Annotated in this window: 20 protein-coding genes; 6 read left to right on the forward strand and 14 right to left on the reverse strand. The window is 71.4% G+C overall.

Annotated features, from left to right (window positions below; all coding sequences use genetic code 11):
* The first annotated feature begins 16 nt into the window (after positions 1 to 16).
* The gene (locus ND450_RS10600) at positions 17 to 487 is read left to right on the forward strand and encodes a GyrI-like domain-containing protein (protein ID WP_253325964.1); all 471 of its coding nucleotides are present in this window, start codon (positions 17 to 19) and stop codon (positions 485 to 487) included.
* Here the strand turns inward: ND450_RS10600 and ND450_RS10605 are convergent.
* The 6 genes from ND450_RS10605 to ND450_RS10630 all read right to left on the reverse strand — a co-directional run bounded on the left by ND450_RS10605 (position 448) and on the right by ND450_RS10630 (position 4782).
* Positions 448 to 1830 carry a DUF4389 domain-containing protein gene (locus tag ND450_RS10605; RefSeq protein WP_253325965.1) on the reverse strand — a complete coding sequence of 461 codons (1383 nt, stop codon included), beginning with the start codon at positions 1828 to 1830 and terminating at the stop codon, positions 448 to 450. The two genes, ND450_RS10600 and ND450_RS10605, sit on opposite strands and share 40 nt — an antisense overlap.
* A 10-nt stretch (positions 1831 to 1840) precedes the next feature.
* On the reverse strand, positions 1841 to 2293 hold the full coding sequence (locus ND450_RS10610) for a universal stress protein (RefSeq protein ID WP_089920371.1): 453 nt from the start codon (positions 2291 to 2293) through the stop codon (positions 1841 to 1843).
* Positions 2290 to 2712: an OsmC family protein gene (locus ND450_RS10615; protein ID WP_253325966.1), complete on the reverse strand. Its 423-nt coding sequence runs from the start codon at positions 2710 to 2712 to the stop codon at positions 2290 to 2292. The genes ND450_RS10610 and ND450_RS10615 overlap by 4 nt, the downstream gene beginning before the upstream one ends.
* 45 nt (positions 2713 to 2757) lie before the next feature.
* Positions 2758 to 3192: a universal stress protein gene (locus ND450_RS10620; protein ID WP_253325967.1), complete on the reverse strand. Its 435-nt coding sequence runs from the start codon at positions 3190 to 3192 to the stop codon at positions 2758 to 2760.
* Positions 3193 to 3264: 72 nt separating this feature from the next.
* Positions 3265 to 3825 (reverse strand): CBS domain-containing protein, encoded by a 561-nt coding sequence (locus ND450_RS10625; protein WP_089920366.1) that lies wholly within the window; start codon positions 3823 to 3825, stop codon positions 3265 to 3267.
* A gap of 78 nt (positions 3826 to 3903) precedes the next feature.
* Entirely contained in the window at positions 3904 to 4782 is an 879-nt protein-coding gene (locus ND450_RS10630) for a universal stress protein (protein ID WP_253325968.1), read from the reverse strand.
* A 164-nt stretch (positions 4783 to 4946) separates the two neighbouring features.
* Here ND450_RS10630 and ND450_RS45700 point away from each other — a divergent pair, with 164 nt between their 5' ends.
* Entirely contained in the window at positions 4947 to 5078 is a 132-nt protein-coding gene (locus ND450_RS45700; RefSeq protein ID WP_256557484.1) for a hypothetical protein, read from the forward strand.
* Here the strand turns inward: ND450_RS45700 and ND450_RS10635 are convergent.
* Positions 5038 to 6189 carry a lycopene cyclase family protein gene (locus ND450_RS10635; RefSeq protein WP_253325969.1) on the reverse strand — a complete coding sequence of 384 codons (1152 nt, stop codon included), beginning with the start codon at positions 6187 to 6189 and terminating at the stop codon, positions 5038 to 5040. The two genes, ND450_RS45700 and ND450_RS10635, sit on opposite strands and share 41 nt — an antisense overlap.
* Positions 6190 to 6297: 108 nt before the next feature.
* Between ND450_RS10635 and ND450_RS10640 the strand changes: the two genes are divergently transcribed.
* The 4 genes from ND450_RS10640 (at position 6298) to ND450_RS10655 (ending at position 11214) form a co-directional block, all read left to right on the forward strand.
* The gene (locus tag ND450_RS10640) at positions 6298 to 6900 is read left to right on the forward strand and encodes a hypothetical protein (protein WP_253325970.1); all 603 of its coding nucleotides are present in this window, start codon (positions 6298 to 6300) and stop codon (positions 6898 to 6900) included.
* An 80-nt stretch (positions 6901 to 6980) separates the two neighbouring features.
* Complete coding sequence (gene pflB, locus ND450_RS10645) at positions 6981 to 9242, forward strand: formate C-acetyltransferase (protein ID WP_253325971.1); 2262 nt, start codon at positions 6981 to 6983, stop codon at positions 9240 to 9242.
* Positions 9239 to 9970: a pyruvate formate-lyase-activating protein gene (gene pflA / locus ND450_RS10650; protein WP_253325972.1), complete on the forward strand. Its 732-nt coding sequence runs from the start codon at positions 9239 to 9241 to the stop codon at positions 9968 to 9970. The genes pflB and pflA overlap by 4 nt, the downstream gene beginning before the upstream one ends.
* A 20-nt stretch (positions 9971 to 9990) precedes the next feature.
* Positions 9991 to 11214, forward strand: coding sequence for a wax ester/triacylglycerol synthase domain-containing protein (locus tag ND450_RS10655; protein ID WP_253325973.1), 1224 nt, complete (start codon positions 9991 to 9993; stop codon positions 11212 to 11214).
* 102 nt (positions 11215 to 11316) lie between these two features.
* Here the strand turns inward: ND450_RS10655 and ND450_RS10660 are convergent, their stop codons facing one another.
* From ND450_RS10660 to ND450_RS10695, 7 genes are all read right to left on the reverse strand, one after another.
* Complete coding sequence (locus tag ND450_RS10660; RefSeq protein WP_253325974.1) at positions 11317 to 12243, reverse strand: SDR family NAD(P)-dependent oxidoreductase; 927 nt, start codon at positions 12241 to 12243, stop codon at positions 11317 to 11319.
* A gap of 18 nt (positions 12244 to 12261) precedes the next feature.
* Complete coding sequence (locus ND450_RS10665) at positions 12262 to 12870, reverse strand: TetR/AcrR family transcriptional regulator (protein ID WP_253325975.1); 609 nt, start codon at positions 12868 to 12870, stop codon at positions 12262 to 12264.
* Positions 12871 to 12880: 10 nt separating this feature from the next.
* Positions 12881 to 14269 (reverse strand): fatty acid desaturase, encoded by a 1389-nt coding sequence (locus ND450_RS45845; protein ID WP_305885215.1) that lies wholly within the window; start codon positions 14267 to 14269, stop codon positions 12881 to 12883.
* A 64-nt stretch (positions 14270 to 14333) separates the two neighbouring features.
* Positions 14334 to 14627 carry a hypothetical protein gene (locus tag ND450_RS10680; RefSeq protein WP_253325976.1) on the reverse strand — a complete coding sequence of 98 codons (294 nt, stop codon included), beginning with the start codon at positions 14625 to 14627 and terminating at the stop codon, positions 14334 to 14336.
* A 60-nt stretch (positions 14628 to 14687) separates the two neighbouring features.
* Complete coding sequence (locus ND450_RS10685; RefSeq protein ID WP_253325977.1) at positions 14688 to 16589, reverse strand: GH36-type glycosyl hydrolase domain-containing protein; 1902 nt, start codon at positions 16587 to 16589, stop codon at positions 14688 to 14690.
* A gap of 44 nt (positions 16590 to 16633) precedes the next feature.
* Complete coding sequence (locus ND450_RS10690; RefSeq protein WP_253325978.1) at positions 16634 to 18979, reverse strand: VIT domain-containing protein; 2346 nt, start codon at positions 18977 to 18979, stop codon at positions 16634 to 16636.
* Complete coding sequence (locus ND450_RS10695) at positions 18976 to 19686, reverse strand: MerR family transcriptional regulator (protein WP_253325979.1); 711 nt, start codon at positions 19684 to 19686, stop codon at positions 18976 to 18978. Before ND450_RS10695 ends, ND450_RS10690 begins: the two co-directional genes overlap by 4 nt.
* Between the last annotated feature and the right edge of the window lie 29 nt (positions 19687 to 19715).

Genomic DNA, 19715 nt, shown 5'->3' on the forward strand with positions numbered 1-19715 from the left:
ACCGATTCTCGGAGCCATGACGTACGACGTGACGCTGACGGAGCTGGCATCCACGACCACCTGCCACCAACGGGTCCACACCACCGCGGCCGGAATCGCCGGTGCGGTCGGCAGAGGACTGCAGGAGCTGTACGAGTTCGCCGCCGACTGCTCGGCTGCGCCGACCGGGCCACCGCAGCTCGCCCTTGCCGGTCCCCTCACCGACGGCGACGTCACGCTCGACCTCTACCTGCCGATCTCGGCCACTCCCGCGGCGCGGGGGCCGATCGACGTCGTGGTCCTGCCGGAAGGCCCGGCGGCGCAGACGTTCCACCACGGCCGCTACGAGGACGTCCCGGCCGCGTACGAGGCCGTGTTCGCGTGGATCCGCGAACACGGCCGCCACCAGGCGGGCCCGCCCCGGGAGCTCTACCTCACCGGGCCGGACACCGCGACGAACCCTGCCGACTACCTCACCGAGGTGGTGGTCCCGTTGCGCCGGGACTGACCGGCGGACAACGCGGCCACCAGCATCACGACGAGACCCAGCAGGAGCAGCACGCCTCCGCCGACGAGCAGCCCGATCGACACCGGGCGCAGCGCGGGCACCTCGGCCTGCGCGGAGAGCCGGGTGTCCACGACCCGCGAGCGGTCGGCGTTCAGCACCACCGCGCTCCAGCTGCCCTGCTCCGCCCGCCAGGTCACCTGTCCCGTGCCGGACGACGCCCAGAACGTCTGGACCGCCGGGTCCGCGGGTGCGCCACCACCGCGGTGCCGGTACGTCGCCGCCGGCCCGGTCGTGGTCACCTCGTCGTGCTCCACACCCGACAGGTAGCGGTTGACGTCGTCGGTCCTGCCGATGCCGATGAACACGTCGTCGTCGGCCCTGAGCCGCACCTCACCGAGCCAGCCGTCCGCGAGCGCCCAGTCCGCGTCGGTCCAGCGCAGCTCGAGCGTGCCGAACTCCAGCGCGTACCCCTCACCGCGGAACGACTCCTGGCCGGTGCTGAGGAACCCGGCCTGGTCGCGTTGCGTCGAGTCGGCCCACAGGCCGAACCCGCCGGTGCCGGCGACAGCGCCACCGGTCAGTAGCAACAGCGCCCCGATCACGACCGCGATGACGCGTCCCGCTGACCAGCCGCGGTGCCCGAGATCGGGCGGTGGTGCCTGTTCGATCGTCGTCGCGCCCGGTTCGTCACCGCCGGAGTCGAACCTGAACGGCGGATAGGTGTCGGTCATCAGCCCGGCGTACGCCGCCACGCGCAGCGCCCACCGGTCCATGCCGAGCACGAAGTCGAACAGCCCCTTGGGGTACCGGCCGGTGAACAGCAGGGCCACGCCGGCGAACAGGGCCATCAGTCCGACGAGTCCCCCGCCGGAGTTGTAGATGATCTGCCCGGTCTGGTAGGCGATGTAGCTGCCCCCGCTGACGAAGACCCCGACGACGAGGTAGTGCGGGATCGCGAGCAACCACCACTTCACCAGCACCAGGCCGCGCGACAGGTGCTCGGGGTACTCGATGTCGAGCGTGGCCGGGTAGCCGGGCTCGGGCCCCAGGCTGAACGGCGGGTAGCGGTCGGTCGCGAGGGCGCCGTAGGTGTAGTACGCGACGCGCCAGGACCAGCGCAGCACCCCGACGTTGAAGTCGAACAGCACCCGCGGATAGCGGCCGGTGAACAGGATCGCGAAGAACGCGACGAGGCTGAACACGGCGAACCCGAGCCACAGGAAGGCGAGCACCAGGTAGTGCGGGATCGCGAGGAACCACTTCACCAGCCACAACCACCGGCTCAGGCCGGGGTCGAGCCGGGCGTGCACGTGCACCGGATAGCCGGTCGCGGCCGTGGTCATCGTCGTCACCTCACGTCTCGTCGCTCGCCGAGTGCTCGTTCACCGGGATCACGACCACCGGCACGGACGAGTGCCGCACGCAGTGCATGCTGGTCGACCCCAGCACGATCTGGCGCAACCGGTGCCCGGTGTGCGAGGCGACCACCAGCAGCGCCGCGCCCTTCGACGCCTCCTCCAGCACCTCGGCCGCGTCACCGCGCAGGCTGCGCGGTTCGACCACCGGCCGGTCCACCCGTCCGGACAACGCCTTCTCCACCGCACCGGCCACGAGCGCTTCGGACTCGCGCAAGCGCTTCTGAGCACTCGTCTCGTCCCAGTCGACCAAAGGCTCGAAGTTCCACGCGTTCACCACGTGCAGCGGGCGCTTGCGGTAGGTCGCCTCGTCCACCGCCCAGCGCAACGCCTGGTCGGATGCGGGCGTTCCGTCGACACCGACGACGATCGGCGCGTTCTCGGTGCTCATGGCAACTCCTCTTCGACACGGATCTGGATCTCCGGCGGATGCCGGAGCGTGTTGTGGACGGTGCAGTGGTTGGCGACCGCCTGCAGCGCGGCTTGCTGCGGTGCGGTGAGCGAGGTGTCGACGTGCACGGTGAGGTGGATCCTGGCCACCCTCGCGGGCCGGTCGATCGCCATCGCGTACTCGGCCTTCACGACGTGGCCTTCTCGCGAGAGTCCATGGCGGCGCAGGAACGTGCCGGTGTAGTGAGCGACGCACGTCGCGAGGGACGCCACGAACAGTTCGACCGGTGACAACGCCCGGTCGCTGTCAGGCTGGTCGGTGTGCAGTTCGTGGTCTCGCAGCCGGATGACGAACTCGTCGTCGCGGACGTGCCGGACTACCAGCCGGTGCAGCACGGGCTGGCGGTGAGCTGGTGTCATGACTCGGTCCTCCGCTGGTGAACGGATCTTTCGCGACGGCGTCCGCTACGGCGTTTTGACCACCACGACGGGGCAGGTGGCGTGGTGCACGCAGTAGGCGCTCACCGACCCCAGGAGCAGTTCGGAGACCGTGCCGCGCCCGCGGTTGCCCACGACGAGCATCCGCGCGTCCCTGGACATCTCGACGAGGAGCCTCTTCGCGTCGCCCTCGATGAGGATCCGGCGCACGTCCGCGTCCTCCGCGTCCGCCGTCGCGGCTTCGAGCACGGACCGGTTCTCGGCCTCGATGCTCGTGGGGTCGAGACCCGAGGCGGCCGCGCGGGGGTTCGTCATCACGCCGTAGTCCATGTGCCACACGGAGATGGCGTCGAGGGAGCACCCCCACCGGCGCGCTTCCGCGGCGGCCCAGCGGAACGCGGCGGCACCGGCCGCCGACCCGTCGACGCCGACCACGATGGGGCGGAGTTCGTTGTCGCTCATGGTCTCAGCGTCTCGGTCCGGGCACACTCCGGTCAGTGCCCGGGGACCTGGGTGGTCCGGGACCTTCGTCCGTCAGCAGGCCACCCGTGTGCCGCGCACGCCGGGCACCGTGCGCACCAGGGCTTCGACCACCTTGCGCTCCGCCTGGTCGGCGAACGTGCCGGACACGCTGACCTCCCCGTCCCGCACCGCGACCGTCCACCTGGGACCACCGCTGTACGCCCGCAACGTCGTCTCCACCCTGGCCGCCAGCACGGCGTCCGCCGGGGTGAGGATCCGGAGCAGGTCACTGCGGCTCACGACCCCGACGAGCACCTGCTCCTCCGTCACGATCGGCAGGCACCGCAGCCGCTTCGCCAGCATCGTCGCGGTGAGTTCCGCCGGCGAGGCCGTCGCGGACGCGCTGACCACGGAGCCGCGCATCACCTTCGACACCGGTGCCTGGGCCGTCTCCGGGGACATGCCCGCCAGCAGGAGGTCGGCTCCGGAGACGATCCCGACCAGCCTGCCGTCGTCGTCCACCACCGGCAGGGCGGAGAACCCGTGGTCGCCCAGCATCGCGCTCGCCGCGCGGACCGTGGTGCCGGGACTCACCGCGATCGCCGGGCTGGACATCACATCTGCAGCGTTCATGCCGTTGAGCGTGTGCCCCCGCTCCGGCTGTCCGGCAGAGCGGGAGGCCACGCAGGGGCAGTGACGTTGGACCCTGTCTCACCGCGCCGCGCGGACGATCGCCAGTGGACAGGGTGAGTGGTGCACGAGCGCCTGGCTGGTCGAGCCGATCAGCATGCCCGCGAATCCGCCGTGCCCGTGGCTGCCGACGACCAGGAGCTGCGCCTCGGAACCGTGGCGCACGAGGGCTCGTGCGGGCCGGTCCCGCACCACGACGCGACGCACCTCGACGTCGGGGTACCTGTCCTGCCAGCCGGCGAGCCGCTGTGCGAGCAACCGGCGTGCGTCCTCCTCGACCTGCGCCCAGTCGACCGCCATCCGGGAGACGTTGTAGGCGCGGTCGAGGGTGAAGTCCTGAGTCGTCATGACCGCCGTCAGCACCGCGCCGCGCAACGAGGCCGCCTCGAACGCGAACGCGACGGCCGCCTCGCTGGTCGGTGACCCGTCGACACCCACGACCACGGGACCTCCAGGTGTCTGCGTGCCACGCACGACGACCACCGGGCTGTGCCCGTGGGCCGCCAGCGCCACCGCCGTGGAGCCGACGAGAAGCCCCGTGACGGTGCCGAGCCCGCGGGACCCGACCACGACGAGCCGTGCCTTCCTCGACTCCTCGACGAGCAGCCCTCCCGCACCGCAGCAGAACACCTCGGTCGTGATCTCCACGTCGGGTGCTGTCGCGCGCGCGGCCGCGGCGGCCTCGGTCAGCCAGTCGCGGGCCTGCTGTTCGACGGCCTGGCGCGCCTCGGGGCCGGTGATCACCATCTCCGGGTAGCCGCTGGTGGGCAGCATGTACCCGTGCACCAGCCGCAACGGCAGGTGGTGCCGGGCGCACTCGGCCGCGGCCCAGCTGACGGCGGCGAGCGCCGAGGCGGAGCCGTCGACGCCCGCGACGACCGGTGCGGACGGTGATCTCATGTCGTCACCCGCGGAAGTTCCTCGCATGCCGTCCACGATTCGCCCCTGTGCCGACGCCCCGGCAGGGCGGACGTGCCCAGGCCGCGCGGGCCCTTCGCCCCTCCTGCCCGCCCGTGCCGACCGCGAGTCTCGGCGTGTCGAGTTCGCGACCCGAGGAGCGTTCGATGCGCTGGTACGACACGCCCGACTGGGAGGGCTTCATGGCCGCCGTGCTCATGCTGCTGCTGTGGGCCGCCCTCACCGCCGCGGCGACGATCATCGTGACGTGGTGGCACGAGACGCACCACCGGCGCTGAAGGTGAGACGGCGCCGCGCGGCCGCGAGGTACGTCGCCGCCGGCATGCCCGCGAAGAGCCGCATCTCCTGCGACAGCGTGGTTTCCTCGTCGAGGAACCGCAGCGCGGGTTCCGCCGTGCGAAAGCGGAACAGGGCGGCGAACGCGCGTTCGAGCTGCACCGGCTCGCGGGTGACGACGTCGAGCAGCACGGAGTCCAGCAGGGGGAACCGCCCTGGCGCCCGCGGCAGGTCGAAAGGATGGCCGTGCCGGCTCATCGACCAGGCGATCGCGGCGCTGTCCCGTTGCACGCGCTGGTAGGCGAATCCGGTGGACGCCTTCAGCATGCCGCCCCGCGCTCCGATCGTGAGCACGTGCCCGTGTGCGCGGGGAGGCTGCGCCGCGCACAGCGGCAGCACCGCGTGCTCCTCCCGCTCGACCTCGTACCCGGTGGCACCCGCGACCTCCGCGAGGTACTCGGCGAGCGCCTCCCGCTGTGCCGTCTCGTCCTGCGCGGCTCCCGGTGCGACGAACGCCGTGTGCTCGACCAGCGCGTGATGAGCGTCTTCGGGCAGCACGTAGACGAAGCTCGCCCCGTGCGTCTGGGGCGTGCGGAAGTCGAACAACGTGGGGATCTCCGCGTCGAACACACCCCGCTCGCTCGACACCCGCCAGCCGCGGAAGACGAGCTGGGCGTCGAGGGGCGGCGTCTCGCCGGGCCCGACCACGCTGTCGAACACCCAGCGGGCGCGCACGAACCGGCCGTCCACGACGAGGCCGCCGTCGGTGAACCCGTCGACGTGCCCGCGCTGACGGGTGAAGCCCGGCAGCGGATCGGTGTACCGGTGGACGACTTCGGCGAGGTCCCGTCCCCGCACGACGCGGTACCGGTACCGCCCCAGCGGCAGCACGGTGGTCCGGCCGCCCGCGTGCACCCGGATCTTGTCGAACCACCGGTGTGCGGCGGCGTCGAGCAGCCCGGCTCCCGCGCTCCAGGACGCCCACGCCCCGTCCTCGACCGGGCGGGAGCCGTCGTCGACGACGACCACGGGATGCCGGTGGTCCGCGACGGCCAGGTGCGCCGCGAGGCTCAGCCCGCTCATCCCCCCACCGGCGATCACGATGCGCGTCATGCCCACCACTCTCACCACCGCCGCGCGGCAGGGGGAACGGCTTGGGGACCCCGGAACCGAGGACCTTCGTCCCTGTGACCGGCCCGGCCACCCGACCATCGTGGGGCGATGAGCACCAAGCTGACGACCGGCGTGTGGCGGGCGTGGTTCGTCTGGGTCACCGCCGGGGAGTTCACCGGTTTCCTCGCGCCTGCCATCACGGGCGCGTTGACGTCCTCAGGGCCTCTGCTGGTTCTCGCGGGAGGGATCGAGGGCGCGGTGCTCGGTGCGGCGCAGGGTTTCGCCCTCCGCCGCATCATCCCCAGGCTGAGCTCGCCGGACTGGATCGCGGTCACCGCGCTGGGCGCCGTGTTCGCCTGGTCGGTCGCGATGCTCGCCGTCCATTATGGACAGCCGCTCGGCACCCTGCCGCTCGCGGTGCTGCTTCCGCTGGCCGCGGTCGCGGGCATGGGGGTCCTGCTGTCGATCGGTCTCGGGCAGTGGTTCGTGCTGCGCCGCCACGCCGACCACGCGTTCCGGTGGGTGTGGGCCACGGGGATCGGGTGGTGTGCGGGGTTGGTCGTGTTCACCGCCTTCACCACTCCCCTGTGGCAGCCCGGTGAACCCACCGCGCTCGTCCTGCTCGTCGGCGCCGCCGGAGGCCTGCTGATGGCCGCCACGATGTCCGCGATCACCGGCGCCGCCCTCGTGCACCTGCTGGGCAAGCCCTGACGGGGCCGGGACCATGGTCCCGGGCCCGTCACCCCCCACGGCCCCTGTCCCCCGCGTCCCGGCGGGACGACCGTGGAGGTATGAGACCTGGCACCGTGATCGAGGCACCCGCGCACGACTTCGCCTGGCGAGGCTTCCGCGCGGGACACTGGCGCGACGCGATCGACGTCCGCGACTTCATCCAGGCCAACCACTCGCCCTACGACGGTGACGCCGCGTTCCTGACCGGCCCGACGCCGCGCACGACCGCGGTGTGGAACCGGCTCACCGGAATGTTCGCCGAGGAACGCGCCCGCGGCGTCCACGACGTCGACGCGCACACCCCGTCGTCCATCACGGCCCACGCACCGGGCTACATCGACCGCGAGCACGAGCTCGTCGTGGGATTGCAGACCGACGCGCCGCTCAAGCGCGCGATCATGCCCCAAGGCGGGCTGCGCATCGTGGAGTCGGGCCTCAAGACGTACGGCTACGAGCTCGACCCGCAGGTCCGGGAGATCTTCACCCGGTACCGCAAGACGCACAACGACGGCGTGTTCGACGCCTACACCGCCGAGATCCTGCGCGCCAGGAAGGCCGGCGTCATCACCGGACTCCCCGACGCCTACGGCCGCGGCCGGATCATCGGCGACTACCGCCGCGTCCCGCTCTACGGCGTCGACAGGCTGATCGAGGCGAAGAGGGACGAACGCGCCGCGCTCGACGAACTCTGGTCGACCGAGGACGTCATCCGGGAGCGCGAGGAGCTCGCCGAGCAGATCCGCGCACTCGGGGAACTGCGGCAGATGGCCGCCTCCTACGGTTACGACATCTCGGGACCGGCCGGCACCGGCCGCGAAGCCTTGCAGTGGCTGTACTTCGCCTACCTCGCCGCCGTGAAGGAGCAGAACGGCGCCGCGATGTCGCTCGGCCGCACCTCGACGTTCCTCGACGTGTACCTCCAGCGCGACCTCGACGAGGGCCGGCTCACCGAGCGCGAGGCCCAGGAGCTCGTCGACGACCTCGTGATCAAGCTGCGCATCGTCCGGTTCCTGCGCACGCCCGAGTACGACCAGCTGTTCTCCGGTGATCCCACCTGGGTCACCGAGTCCATCGGCGGCATGGGATCCGACGGCCGCCCGCTCGTCACCCGCACCAGCTTCCGGTTCCTGCAGACCCTGTACAACCTGGGTCCCGCTCCCGAGCCCAACCTGACCGTGCTCTGGTCGCCGCGCCTGCCGGAGGGCTTCAAGCGGTTCTGCGCGAAGGTCTCCATCGAGACCAGCTCCATCCAGTACGAGAACGACGAACTGATCCGGCCGAGGTTCAGCGACGACACCGCCATCGCCTGCTGCGTCTCCGCGATGCGCGTCGGCGAGCAGATGCAGCTGTTCGGTGCCCGCGTCAACCTGGCCAAGGCCCTGCTGTACGCCGTCAACGGCGGCCGGGACGAGATCTCCGGCGTCCAGGTGACACCGCCCTTCCCGCCGATCACCTCCGAGTACCTCGACTACGACGAGGTCCGCGCCGCGTTCGACAGGACGACCGACTGGCTGGCGAAGACCTACGTGGAGGCGCTGAACATCATCCACGCGATGCACGACAAGTACGCCTACGAGCGCATCGAGATGGCCTTGCACGACCACCCCGTCCAGCGCCTGCTGGGCTGCGGCATCGCCGGCCTCTCGGTCGTCGCCGACAGCCTCTCCGCCATCCGGTACGCGCGGGTGCGGGTGGTCCGCGACGCGTCCGGTCTGGCGGTCGACTACGTCGTCGAGGGCGACTTCCCGAAGTACGGCAACAACGACGACCGGGCCGACGCGATCGCCGTCGACCTCGTCGAGAGCTTCATGAGCAAGGTGCGCCGCCACCCCGCCCACCGGGGCGCCGTGCACACCCAGTCCGTCCTGACCATCACCTCGAACGTGGTCTACGGCAGGCACACCGGCAACACCCCCGACGGTCGCCGCGCCGGCGAACCGTTCGCCCCCGGCGCCAACCCGATGAACGGCCGGGACAGGCACGGCCTCGTCGCCGCCGCCCTGTCCGTCGCCAAACTCCCCTACGACCAGGCGCAGGACGGCATCTCGCTCACCGCCAGCATCACCCCCACCGGTCTCGGCCGCACCCCCGACGAACAGGTGACCAACCTGGTCGGTGTGCTGGACGCGTACACCGACGCGGGCGGGTTCCACCTCAACGCCAACGTGCTCAACCGGGAGACGCTCCTCGACGCCATGGCCCACCCCGAGAACCACCCGCAGCTGACCATCCGCGTCTCGGGTTACGCGGTGAACTTCATCCGCCTCACGCCCGAGCAGCAACGCGACGTCATCAACCGCACCTTCCACGAGTCGCTGTGATCAGCACCGGATCAGTCCACTCGTGGGACGTCTCCACCGCGGTCGACGGACCGGGCACCCGCTTCGTGCTCTTCCTGAGCGGGTGCCCGCTGCGGTGCCTGTACTGCCACAACCCCGACACCTGGCACATGCGCGACGGCCACCGCACGACCGTCGACGAGGTGGCGGGCGAGATGGCGAAGTTCCGCAGGTTCATCGAGGTGGCCGGTGGCGGCATGACCATCAGCGGCGGAGAACCGTTGCTGCAATCGGACTTCACGGCGGCTGTGCTGCGCCGTGCCAAGGAGCTCGGCCTGCACACCGCCCTCGACACCTCCGGTTTCCTGGGTGCACGAGCGACCGACGAACTCCTCGCCGACACCGACCTCGTGCTGCTGGACATCAAGTCCTGGGACCCGGTCACCTACCGGCACGTGACCGGCGGTGAGGTCACCCCGACGCTGGAGTTCGCGCGCAGGCTGTCGGCGATGCGCAAGCCGATGTGGATCCGGTTCGTGCTGGTTCCCGGACACACCGACGCGTGGGACAACGTCGAAGGCATCGCATGCTTCGTGAGCACCCTCGACGCCGTCGAGCGCGTGGAGGTGCTCCCCTTCCACAAGCTCGGCGCGCCGAAGTACGCCGCGCTGGGAATCCCGTTCCCGCTCGACGACGTGCCCACGCCTGATGCCGTGCTGCTGGAGCGAGTTCGCCGTCAGTTCTCCGAACGAGGGCTGCCCACGCACTGACGCGGCTGAGGAGCGTTTCGATGATCGACCGGACCAGCCCCGCCGACCTGATGTCGCTCGCCTCGGGCATGCAGGTGGGCGCGGTCCTGGTGCTGCAACGCGATCCCGGCGACGTCGAATCCCTGCTCGCCCAGCGCGTCCTGTCTGTTCCCCGGTTGCGCCGACGACTGGTCGCAACTCCGTTCGGAGGTGGGCGCCCCATCTGGGTCGACGACGCCGGGTTCGACATCACCGGACACGTGCACCGCGTGGTCTGCCCGGCTCCCGGTGACGAAGCGGCACTGCTGGACATCGCCTCCTCACTCGTGATTCGTCCCCTCCCGCATTCGGCTCCGCTCTGGTCCGCGACGATCGTCACCGGGCTGGCGGAGAACCGAGCGGCGTTGGTCGTGGTCTTCCACCACGTGTTGTCCGATGGCATCGGCGGGCTCGCCGTGCTGGCGAACCTGGTCGACGGATCACCGGCCATCGAGGCCGAACCCTTTCCAGCACCCGCGCCGTCCCGCCTCGAACTCGTGAAGGACGCATGGGCGGCCCGGTTGAGGTTCCCGGAGCACGTTCCGCTCGCAGGTTTCCGGTGGCCCTCACGTGGCACACGCTGTTCCTTGAACCAACCGACCGGGCCACGCAGACGGCAGACCATCGCCCGGACCAGCGTCTCCCGCTTGCACGCCGCCGCGCACCGCTGCGGTGCCACGATCAATGACGCCCTGCTCAGCTCCGTCATGGCTGCCCTGGGCACGGTCCTGGCCAAGCGCGGGGAGGACGTGGACGACCTGGTGGTCTCCGTTCCCGTGTCGACGCGGCGATCCACGACGGCCGCGCACCTCGGCAACAGCACCGGCGTCATGCCCGTCGCACTGCCGACCGGCGGCGACACCTGGTCGCGGCTGACCCGCATCGCCGCCACGACCAGGTCGCACAAGAAGACGGCCACCCCGATGACACCCGTCTTCCGGCTGTTGCAGGGCCTCGGGATCGCGGACTGGTTCATGAACCACCAGCACATGGTGAACACCGTCGTGACCAACGTGCACGGCCCTGATCGTCCCGTGCGGCTGGGTGGTGTGCCTGTCGTCGGGCTGATCCCGTTGTCCGCCACCACGGGCAACGTGACCGTGGCGTTCGCCGCCCTGTCCTACGCCGGCACGTTCACCGTCACCGTGGTCGCCGACCCCGATCGCACACCCGACCTGGCGGCGATCACCGAGGCGCTGCAGGCCGAACTGGACCTGCTCGGCTGAATCCCGCAGGCTGGATCTGCGACTCTGCCCTTCCACGAGGATCAACCAGGCATCGCGAACGTGTTCATCACCCGTGCTCCCACGATGCTCCACCTGGGAACGTCATCTGAGACCCGCAGCGGACGTGCTGTACCGCCAGAACGCGGCGACGTCCCCGGGCTTCTCCGCGGTGGTGGGCAGCACGTGCGCCGGACGCTCCCGGCGGTCGTGCCAGAACCGTCCGGCACGCGGAGCGGGTGTCACCGCGGCGAGCCAGACGACGGTGTCCGCACCCTCCTCCGGTGTGCGCAGGAACGCCCTGGTCAGGCGGTGGAACCCCGGCAGCGAGCCGGCGACACCCGGCGTGTCGGCCCAGCCGGGGTGCATGCCGTGCACCGCGACCCCGTCGCAGGCGTAGCGCTCGGTCAGCAGCGGGACGAGCGTGACCTGCATGCGTTTCGTGCGCGCATAGGCCGTCGCGCCCTTGAAGGTGCCCTCGCGGTACTCGGGGTCGTCGGCGTACAGGCGTTGCGTGTACATGCCTCCCGAGGAGACGAACACGACACGCGCGTCCGGAGAAGCCGCGAGCAGCGGGCGCAGCAGGTCGGTCAGCAGCAACGGGCCCAGCACGTGCGTGGCGAACGTCAGCTCGTGGCCGTCCGCGGTGACCGTGCGTTCCTTCGGCAGGACCCCGGCGTTGTGCACCAGAACGTCCAATCGGTCCATCTCCGCGGCGAACCGCCGCACGGACTCCGGACTCGACACGTCGCAGTGCCGGACTTCGATCGTGGCACCGGGTACCTCGGCCACGATCTCCCGGCGCGCGGCCTCGCCCTTGCGTTCGTCGCGCACGGCCAGCACGACGTCCGCGCCGAGACGGGCGAGGCCCAGCGCCGTCGCCTTGCCGATGCCGCTGCCGGCCCCGGTCACGACGGCCCGGCGGCCGCGCAGTGCGCCGGGCTCCAGGTCCGTCCAACTCTTCTCGCGCAGCCGGTAGCCCCACTTCGAGTAGCCGGGGACGACGAGCCGGTCCGCGATGATGTCGAGCACGCTCACCTCCGGTGTTCGTCAGCCGAAGCGCAGCGGTTTCCTCGCGGGCTCCTCCAGCACGCGTGACGCGAGCCACGCCAGGCCGTCGGCCGTGGCGGCGGGGGTGCCCGACGGCTGGACGACGTGGCTGAGGACCGTGCGGGTCATGAGGTCGATCAGCACCTCGACCTGCTCGCCGCTCAGGCCGGTGCCGTACGCCTCGACCCGTGCCGTGAGCATCGCCTTGACCTCGGTGAGCAGGGTTTCGGCCTGGGTGGTCAGCAGCGGCACGAGTTCGGTGTCGGCGCCGTGCGTCGCGGAGGCGATCGCACGGACCAGGAGGTTGCCGCGGGCGAGGTCGAGGACGTCCCGGACGGCGTCGTGGATCGCCTCGACCAGGTCACCGGGGTGGCGGTCGAACGCGGTGCCGATAGCCGTGAGGAACCGGCCGAGCTCGTGCGCGAGCATCGCGTCGGCGAGGGAGTTCTTGGAGCCGATCTCGTTGTAGACGGTCTGGCGGCTGACCCCGGCCTGCTCGGCGAGCCGCGTCATGGTGACCGCGGCCCAGCCGTCACGGGCGGTCATCTCGATCGCCACGTCGATGATCGGCCGCCTGCCGGAGGCCGCTGCCGCAGAAGTCCCGCCCATGCGTCGGATCCTAGGTCGTCACACGGCCCGGCGCGACGAAGTCGATCTTCTCGCGCACCCCGCAGTCCGGGCAGCACCACGAGTCCGGGATGGCCGACCACGGCGTTCCGGCGGGGAAGCCCTCGCGCGGGTCGCCGGTGCTCTCGTCGTAGACGTACCCGCAGCCCGGGCACATGCCGCCCGCGGTCGCGTCACCCCGGCTGTCGGCCACGACGACCTCGCTCGCCTCGGTGCCGCCGTAGCGGGCGAGGACCTCCCGCCGTTTGCCCGGCTGGATGTTGGCGCGGCCGATGTCGCCGCCGAAGTGGGCCTGCACGCGCGGGTCCATCACGCGCCGCCACAGCGGGGGCACCAGGGCGAGCAGGATCATGCCCGCGTACCCGGTCGGCAGCACCGGGGACTCGGCGAAGTCGCGCAACGTCTGGTAGCGCCGGGTCGGGTTGGCGTGGTGGTCGCTGTGCCGCTGCAGGTGGTACAGCAGCACGTTCGTGGCGATGTTGTTGGAGTTCCAGCTGTGGCTGGGGTCCACGCGCTCGTAGCGCCTGCGGCCTGGTGCGCCGACCATCTGCCGCAACATCCCGTAGTGCTCCATGTAGTTGACGACCTCCAGGAGCGAGAAGCCGATCACCGCCTGGATGAGCAGGTACGGCACGATGCCGACGCCCAGCCACACGATCATCGCCGCCCACAGCACCGCCGACATCAGCCACGCGTTGAGCACGTCGTTGCCCAGCCGGTACGGGTGCCGGTCGCGACGCCCGTACCGCTTGCGTTCGAGCCGCCACGCCGACTTGACCGACCCGAACACCGTGCGCGGCCAGAAGCGGTAGAAGCTCTCGCCCACGCGACTGCTCGCCGGGTCCTCCGGGGTGGCGACCCGCACGTGGTGGCCGCGGTTGTGCTCGATGTAGAAGTGGCCGTAGAAGCTCTGCGCGAGCGCGATCTTCGACAGCCACCGCTCGTGGCTCTCCTTCTTGTGCCCCAGTTCGTGCGCGGTGTTGATGCCGATGCCGCCGATGCACCCGATCGACACCGCGAGGCCGATCTTGTCCACGACGGACAGGTCACCACGGGCGATGAACCAGAACGCCACCACGAACCCGACGTACTGGATCGGCAGGTACAGGTAGGTGATCCAGCGGTAGTAGCGGTCGTTCTCCAGCCGTTCGATCACGTCGTCGGGCGGGTTGCCGCGGTCGAGCCCAGCGACCAGGTCGATCGCCGGGACGATCAGCAGGACCACGACCGGGCCGATCCAGAACCACACGCCCCAGCCCGTGACGGCGTGCATCCCGATCGCCAGGAACGCCAGGGACGGCACGACCAGTCCCAGCAGCCACAGGTACCGCTTGCCGTCCGTCCACTGCTCGGTTGAGCCGACGGGCACCGTTGCCTTCATGTCGCTCTCCTCCGGGAGGTTGACAGAAAGGTAGGGGATGTAAAGCCCGTTTGACAATAGGCCTCTAGATGTAAACCCAGAGGACCCGGTCGCGCCTGCGGTGGGCGATTGCCACGACCGTCAGGGTCACAGCCACCTCACCGAGCACGGCCTCCAGAGCCGCGGAGATGTCGCGAACGGTCCGCTGCGGCGAACCGCCGCGCCACACCACGACCTCGGCGTGGACCTCCTCGTCGGCGAACAGCTCGACGCTGTGCACCGCCGGATGGCACAGGACGGTCTGCTCGACGAGCGACAGCCGTTCGTCCTCGGACAGCGGCGTGCGCAACTGGACGACTCGGTGGCGGCAGCTGGACAACGGAACTCCTCGATCAGCGCGGGTGGCTTCGGTCCGAAGAGCACGCGAGATCCGGAAATGTCACGCACGTTCACCGAATCGGGGTACGACGCCCCGCAGTCGCAGGTAGGCGAGCAACGGCTGGGAGTGGCTGTGCAGGTTCGCGACGGGGTACGCCTGCATCGCCGTGCCGAACTCCGGCAACGCCCACGTCTCGCCGGGCCGGTCGCTGTCCGGTGCGAGGTAGCAGTCGGGGCCGGACAGCGTGCCGGTCCACACGTCCGGATACGCGGCCGTGTGCGCGTGCAGCGTCATGCGCCGCCACTCGTCCCACGCCAGGTCCTCGTCGTGCAGGGACGCCGCCCAGACCAGCGTCATGTTCACCGAGAACCACACCTGGCCCTGTGCGCCGGCGGGAGTGGGCCAGCGGTGGCGGGCGCCCAGCGGTGACCCGGCGCGGCACGTCTCGTCGATCGTGGTGAGCAACGCGCGTGCCTGGTCCGGAGTCGCTGCGCCGCACAGGATCGCCCACGGCTGCATCTCGAGCCACAGGTCGTTCTCGCCGACCACCGCGTTCCCCGGGCCGCGGGCGCGGCGGAACCAGCGGCCGTTCCACTCCTGCGCGACCAGCTCGCGGAGGGCGGCGGCACGGTGGCGTGCCTCGGAAGCCGTCGCGGCGTCACCCACCCGTTCGGCGAGCTCGGCGTAGACGGGGAGCACCCAGGCCGCCATGGCCGAGTTCAGCACCGACTCGCCGCTCTTGACCATCAGCTCACGGTCCACTCCGGACTCCCGGATGGCGAGGTCGCTCCAGTCGGCGTTGAGGATCCGGACGTGGCCGTGCTCGCCCACCCCGACCTCGTCGGCGAAGAACCGGAACTGGCGCCTCAGGTTCTCGCCGAGCGGGACGGCTTCGGCGCCGTGGCACGGGTGGTACGGCACGGGTTCGTGGAACGCGGCGAGGTCACCGGTCTCGGCGGCGTACTCGGCGGCGAGCCAGAGCGCCCAGAGGTTCTGGTCGGACGGGCGGAACAGCTGCGTCCACGGCTGTTTGCGGCCGTCGAGCGCGTACGGGAGGTCGCCGTCCGGGCTGCCCCAGGCGCAGGTGTTGCGCAGCACCGACAGGGCGAGGTCCGGTTCGAGGTGCACCAGCGGCAGCGCGTGTTGCAGCGGATCCCTTGCGGCGCCGTTGAAACCGTGACGGAACGAGTAGGCCGAGCCCTGGTTCAGGGTGTGACCGCCGAGAAGACCGTCGGTGCACGCGCCCCCGGTCAGCAGTGCCGCGTGCCAGCGGATCTCGTCCGGCGCGGACGGGAGTCGCCGGCGGAGGGCGGCCAGGCTCGTCTCGTAGACCGCCTCCGGGTCCACGGGTCCGTCGAGCAGCCCGAACCGGAACCACGCGGTGGTCCGCTCCCCCGGCGCCAGTTCCAGCGGGATCCCGACGGTCAGGGTTCCGGCGGTCGTCCGCACCCGCTCGCCTCCGGCGTGCTCCAGCGCCACGACGGGTGCGTCCGGCGGAGGATCTCCCCGCACCGGCCCGAACTCCAGGTTCACCTCGCGCGGCCGCACCTCCCACTCCTCGGTGAGCACGCCGCGCAGCACGCCGTCGCCCCGGTTCACCACCTCGGCCTTGATCAGCACCCACGGCACGTCGCCTTCCGGGCACAGCACCGTGCGTTCGACGCCCCCGGCCGCGAGCCGGACGAAGGTGGGGCCGAACACCTTCACGGGCGCCGATTCCGTTGCAACCGCGCCGAATCGGCCGGTGCCGGTGTGCTCGGCGAGCCACCGGCAGCCGAGGTGCTCGTCCCACAAGCCGAAGAGCCCGTCGCTGTCGGCGGCCAGGGTGATCCGGCGGTTGCCGAGGTGCGCCCGGTGCGTCGAGGACGGCGGGTCGAGGATCGGGTCCCACGGCCGCGGGCCTGTCCGGTACTCGAACGCGGGCAGGCCCTCGACCGTCGTCCACTCGCCGAACGCGCTCATGGGGAAAGCGTTGCGGCACAACCCTCACACGGGCAATCGTCCGATCAGCGCCAGAACCTCCTGCGCCGCTGCGGTTCGGCCTTGCCCGCCCCGAACTCCCGCAGGACCTCCAGCGCACGCGCCCACAGCAGGTCGACGTCTCCCCCGGCGGCGATCTCGGCGACGAGGCCGTGCACCGGCGCGTACGCGGGGCCCTGCCTGCCGGCGATAAGGGTGCCGAGCCGGCTCGCCAGGTCGGCGAGCAGGTCGCGGCGCTCCCACGCGGGTAGTGCCGAGTCCTGTTCCAGGCGCCGCACCTCCCGTGCGACGACCTCGTGCAGGTCGCCCGAATCGCTGGTGGGCAACGGCATCGGCACCGGCATCGGTGCGGACGCCCGCATCCGCTTGGGGGCACTCCCCGGCTGGGGAGCCGCGGCCATCGGCGGGGCGGGTGGCAGGGGCATCGCCGCGTCGAACGAGGCGGGTGCGCCGACGAACGGGCTGGCTCCGCCGAAGACGCGTGCCCCGCCGGCGAAGCTCGGTGCCGGCATCGGAGCACCCGGAGCGCGCATCTCCCAGCCCGCGGGCTGCTCGACCGGCTGCACGACGCGGTGGACCGTGCCGTCGGACACGACCCGCTCGTCCACCGCGACGAACGCGGTGAAGCGGCACAGCACGCCGAACTTCAACGACGTCTCCACGATCGTCGATTCGAGCGACCGGTCGCCGACGGCGTACCGGTCCTCCAGGTCGCGCAGCGCGGCACGGGCCCACTGCGCCCGGACGGCCGGCGACGTCTGTTCCCGCACGGGCACCGACTCCTGCCAGTCCGCGCCGTCGCGGGTCCGGCCGCGCACGGTGAACTCCTTCGGCGCCGCACCCCGGTACCGGCCGAACGAGACCATCGGCACGCCCGGATAGATGGCCGTGGCCTGCCGGGGCAGGTCGGACGTCGGCTCCAGCACCACGTCGGTGACGACGGGCGCGCCGATCCGCCGCTGGATGTGGGTCATGGCCTCGTCCAGCCGGTCCTCGCTCTCGACCAGTTCGCACCGGCCCGCTCCCGCGGCGGCGAGCCTGCCGAGGAAGCCCGCGTTGACGGCCGTGTCGATGCCCACGGCGTGCACGCGCGTCCGGTTGATCAGCGGCGTGATGTCGCGCAGCACCTGGTCCTCGTTGCCGACCTGGCCGTCCGTGACGAGCACGAGCACGGGGTCCCGCCCCGACGCGGCGTCGGCCAGCAACCCGAGCCCCTGCCGCAGCGGCTCGTACAGCTCGGTGCCCCCGCGCGCCTGCACGGACGCGAGGTGCTCGACGGCGCGGAACCGGTGGCGGTCGGTGCCCGTGACAAGCCCCTGCCCGAGCGCGTCGGGACGTTCGAGCCGGTCGTCGAAGCTGATGACGGAGAACGTGTCGTCGTTCGTCAGCGTGTCGACGATGCGAGCGGCCGCCCGCCGGGCCGCCACCATCTTCCAGCCGGACATGCTGCCGGACCGGTCGAGCAGCAGCACGACGTCGCGCGGCCGCACGGCCGTCTCGGGCTCGGGCGGCAGGACCGTGAGCTGGTAGGTGCCCTCGCCGCTGTCGTCCTCGTCGGGCACGCAGACGACCGCGGAGCTGCCGCCCCGGTACTGCAGGCGCAGCACGAAGTCGCGGTCGACCCGCTCACCCGGCGTGACCGTCACGGTGTTGCCCTCGGTGACCACGGTGTGCAGGCTCGACCGCACCTCGCCGAGTTCGAGGCCGGCGGGATCGATCTCCACGCCGATGCCGAGCCGCACGGGGTTCGGGAACCCGGGCAGCAGCACGGGCGGCGTGATCCGGGACGCGTCCGGCACCACGTCGGTGTCCTGGGCGTGCCCGTCCCCGACCGACGGCCCCGGCAACGGCGAGCCCGGCACGTACCGCGGCGCCACCACCAGCGGGAACCGGAACGTGGCCGCGCCGTCCTCGAACACCAGCGGCCCCACCAGCGTCAGCTCGACGGACACCCGCTCCCCCCGCGGGATGTTGCCGACCCGCATGGTGAAGACGTCCGGCCGCTCCTCCTCGACGATCGAAGCCCGCTTGCCCGCCGCGATCGCGTCGTCGTACGTCTGCCGCGCCTGCGCCCGCTCCTGCAGGTCCGCCTCGACGGTCCGGTCACCGGCGGTCATCTTCATGCCGGTGACAGCCGCCCGGTCCGGCAACGGGAACACGTACGTCGCTTCGAGGGCGGTGTCGTGGGTGTTGACGAACCCGGCCGTCAGCACGACACGGCCCACCAGCCCTGTTATCTGCGCTCTCACGTCCAGGGCCTCGAGGGGCAGGTTGCCCCGTTCGGTGCGCAGCGCGCCGAGACCCGCGTCCTCGGTCGTCCGGCCGATGCGGTCGGCTTCGGCGGCCTTCATCGGGGCGACGGAGATGGTCATGACTGGTCCCTTTCGTCGAGCAGGCCGCGGGCGGCGAGCAGGTCGAGCAGTGGGCGGGCCGCGGCGGCGATCTCCGCGCGGTCGGCGGCGGTCGGGGTGCCGGGGATCAGGAGGACGGCGCCTCCGGGGAGGGCTACGCCGTTGAGGGCGAACGCGGGTGGATGTGGCGGTGCGGGCGGTGTTCCGGTGGGAGCCGCAGGCGGTGCGGTGGCCGCGGGCGGTGCGGTGGCCGCGGGCGGTGCGGTTGGCACAGGCGGTGCGGCGGCCGCAGGCGGTGCGGTTGACATACCTGCCGCCGTCACCATGTCGGCGGCCGCCGGTCGAGGTGCCGCGGGCGCCGCCCAGAACCTCGGCCGCACCTCCTCGGCCGGCACCCCCGCCCCATCGCTCTCCAGCAGGTGCGACGGCACGCGGGCGATCGCCGCCAGCGTCGTGTCGGTGGCACCCGCCAGCTCGGCCTGGATGTCGGCCAGCGTCCTCCCCTCCGACTGAAGTCTCTTCACCGCCACCAGCTGGAGCAGGTGGCGCCTCTCGTACAGCGCGGAACGGCCGCGCATCGCCGACGGCCTGTCGACCAGGCCCGTCGTCGCGTACCAGCGGACGGCCCGCTTGTCGGGCACGTCGCGCACCCGGCCGTTGGGCGCGCCCGAGTACTCCGCCGCCAGCGCGGCGGAGACGCGGTCCAGCAACTCGTCGAGCGTCCACACCCCACGATGGTGACACTGCAACCGTGATA

Source organism: Lentzea sp. HUAS12, assembly GCF_024125735.1.
Classification (GTDB): Bacteria; Actinomycetota; Actinomycetes; order Mycobacteriales; family Pseudonocardiaceae; genus Lentzea; species Lentzea albida.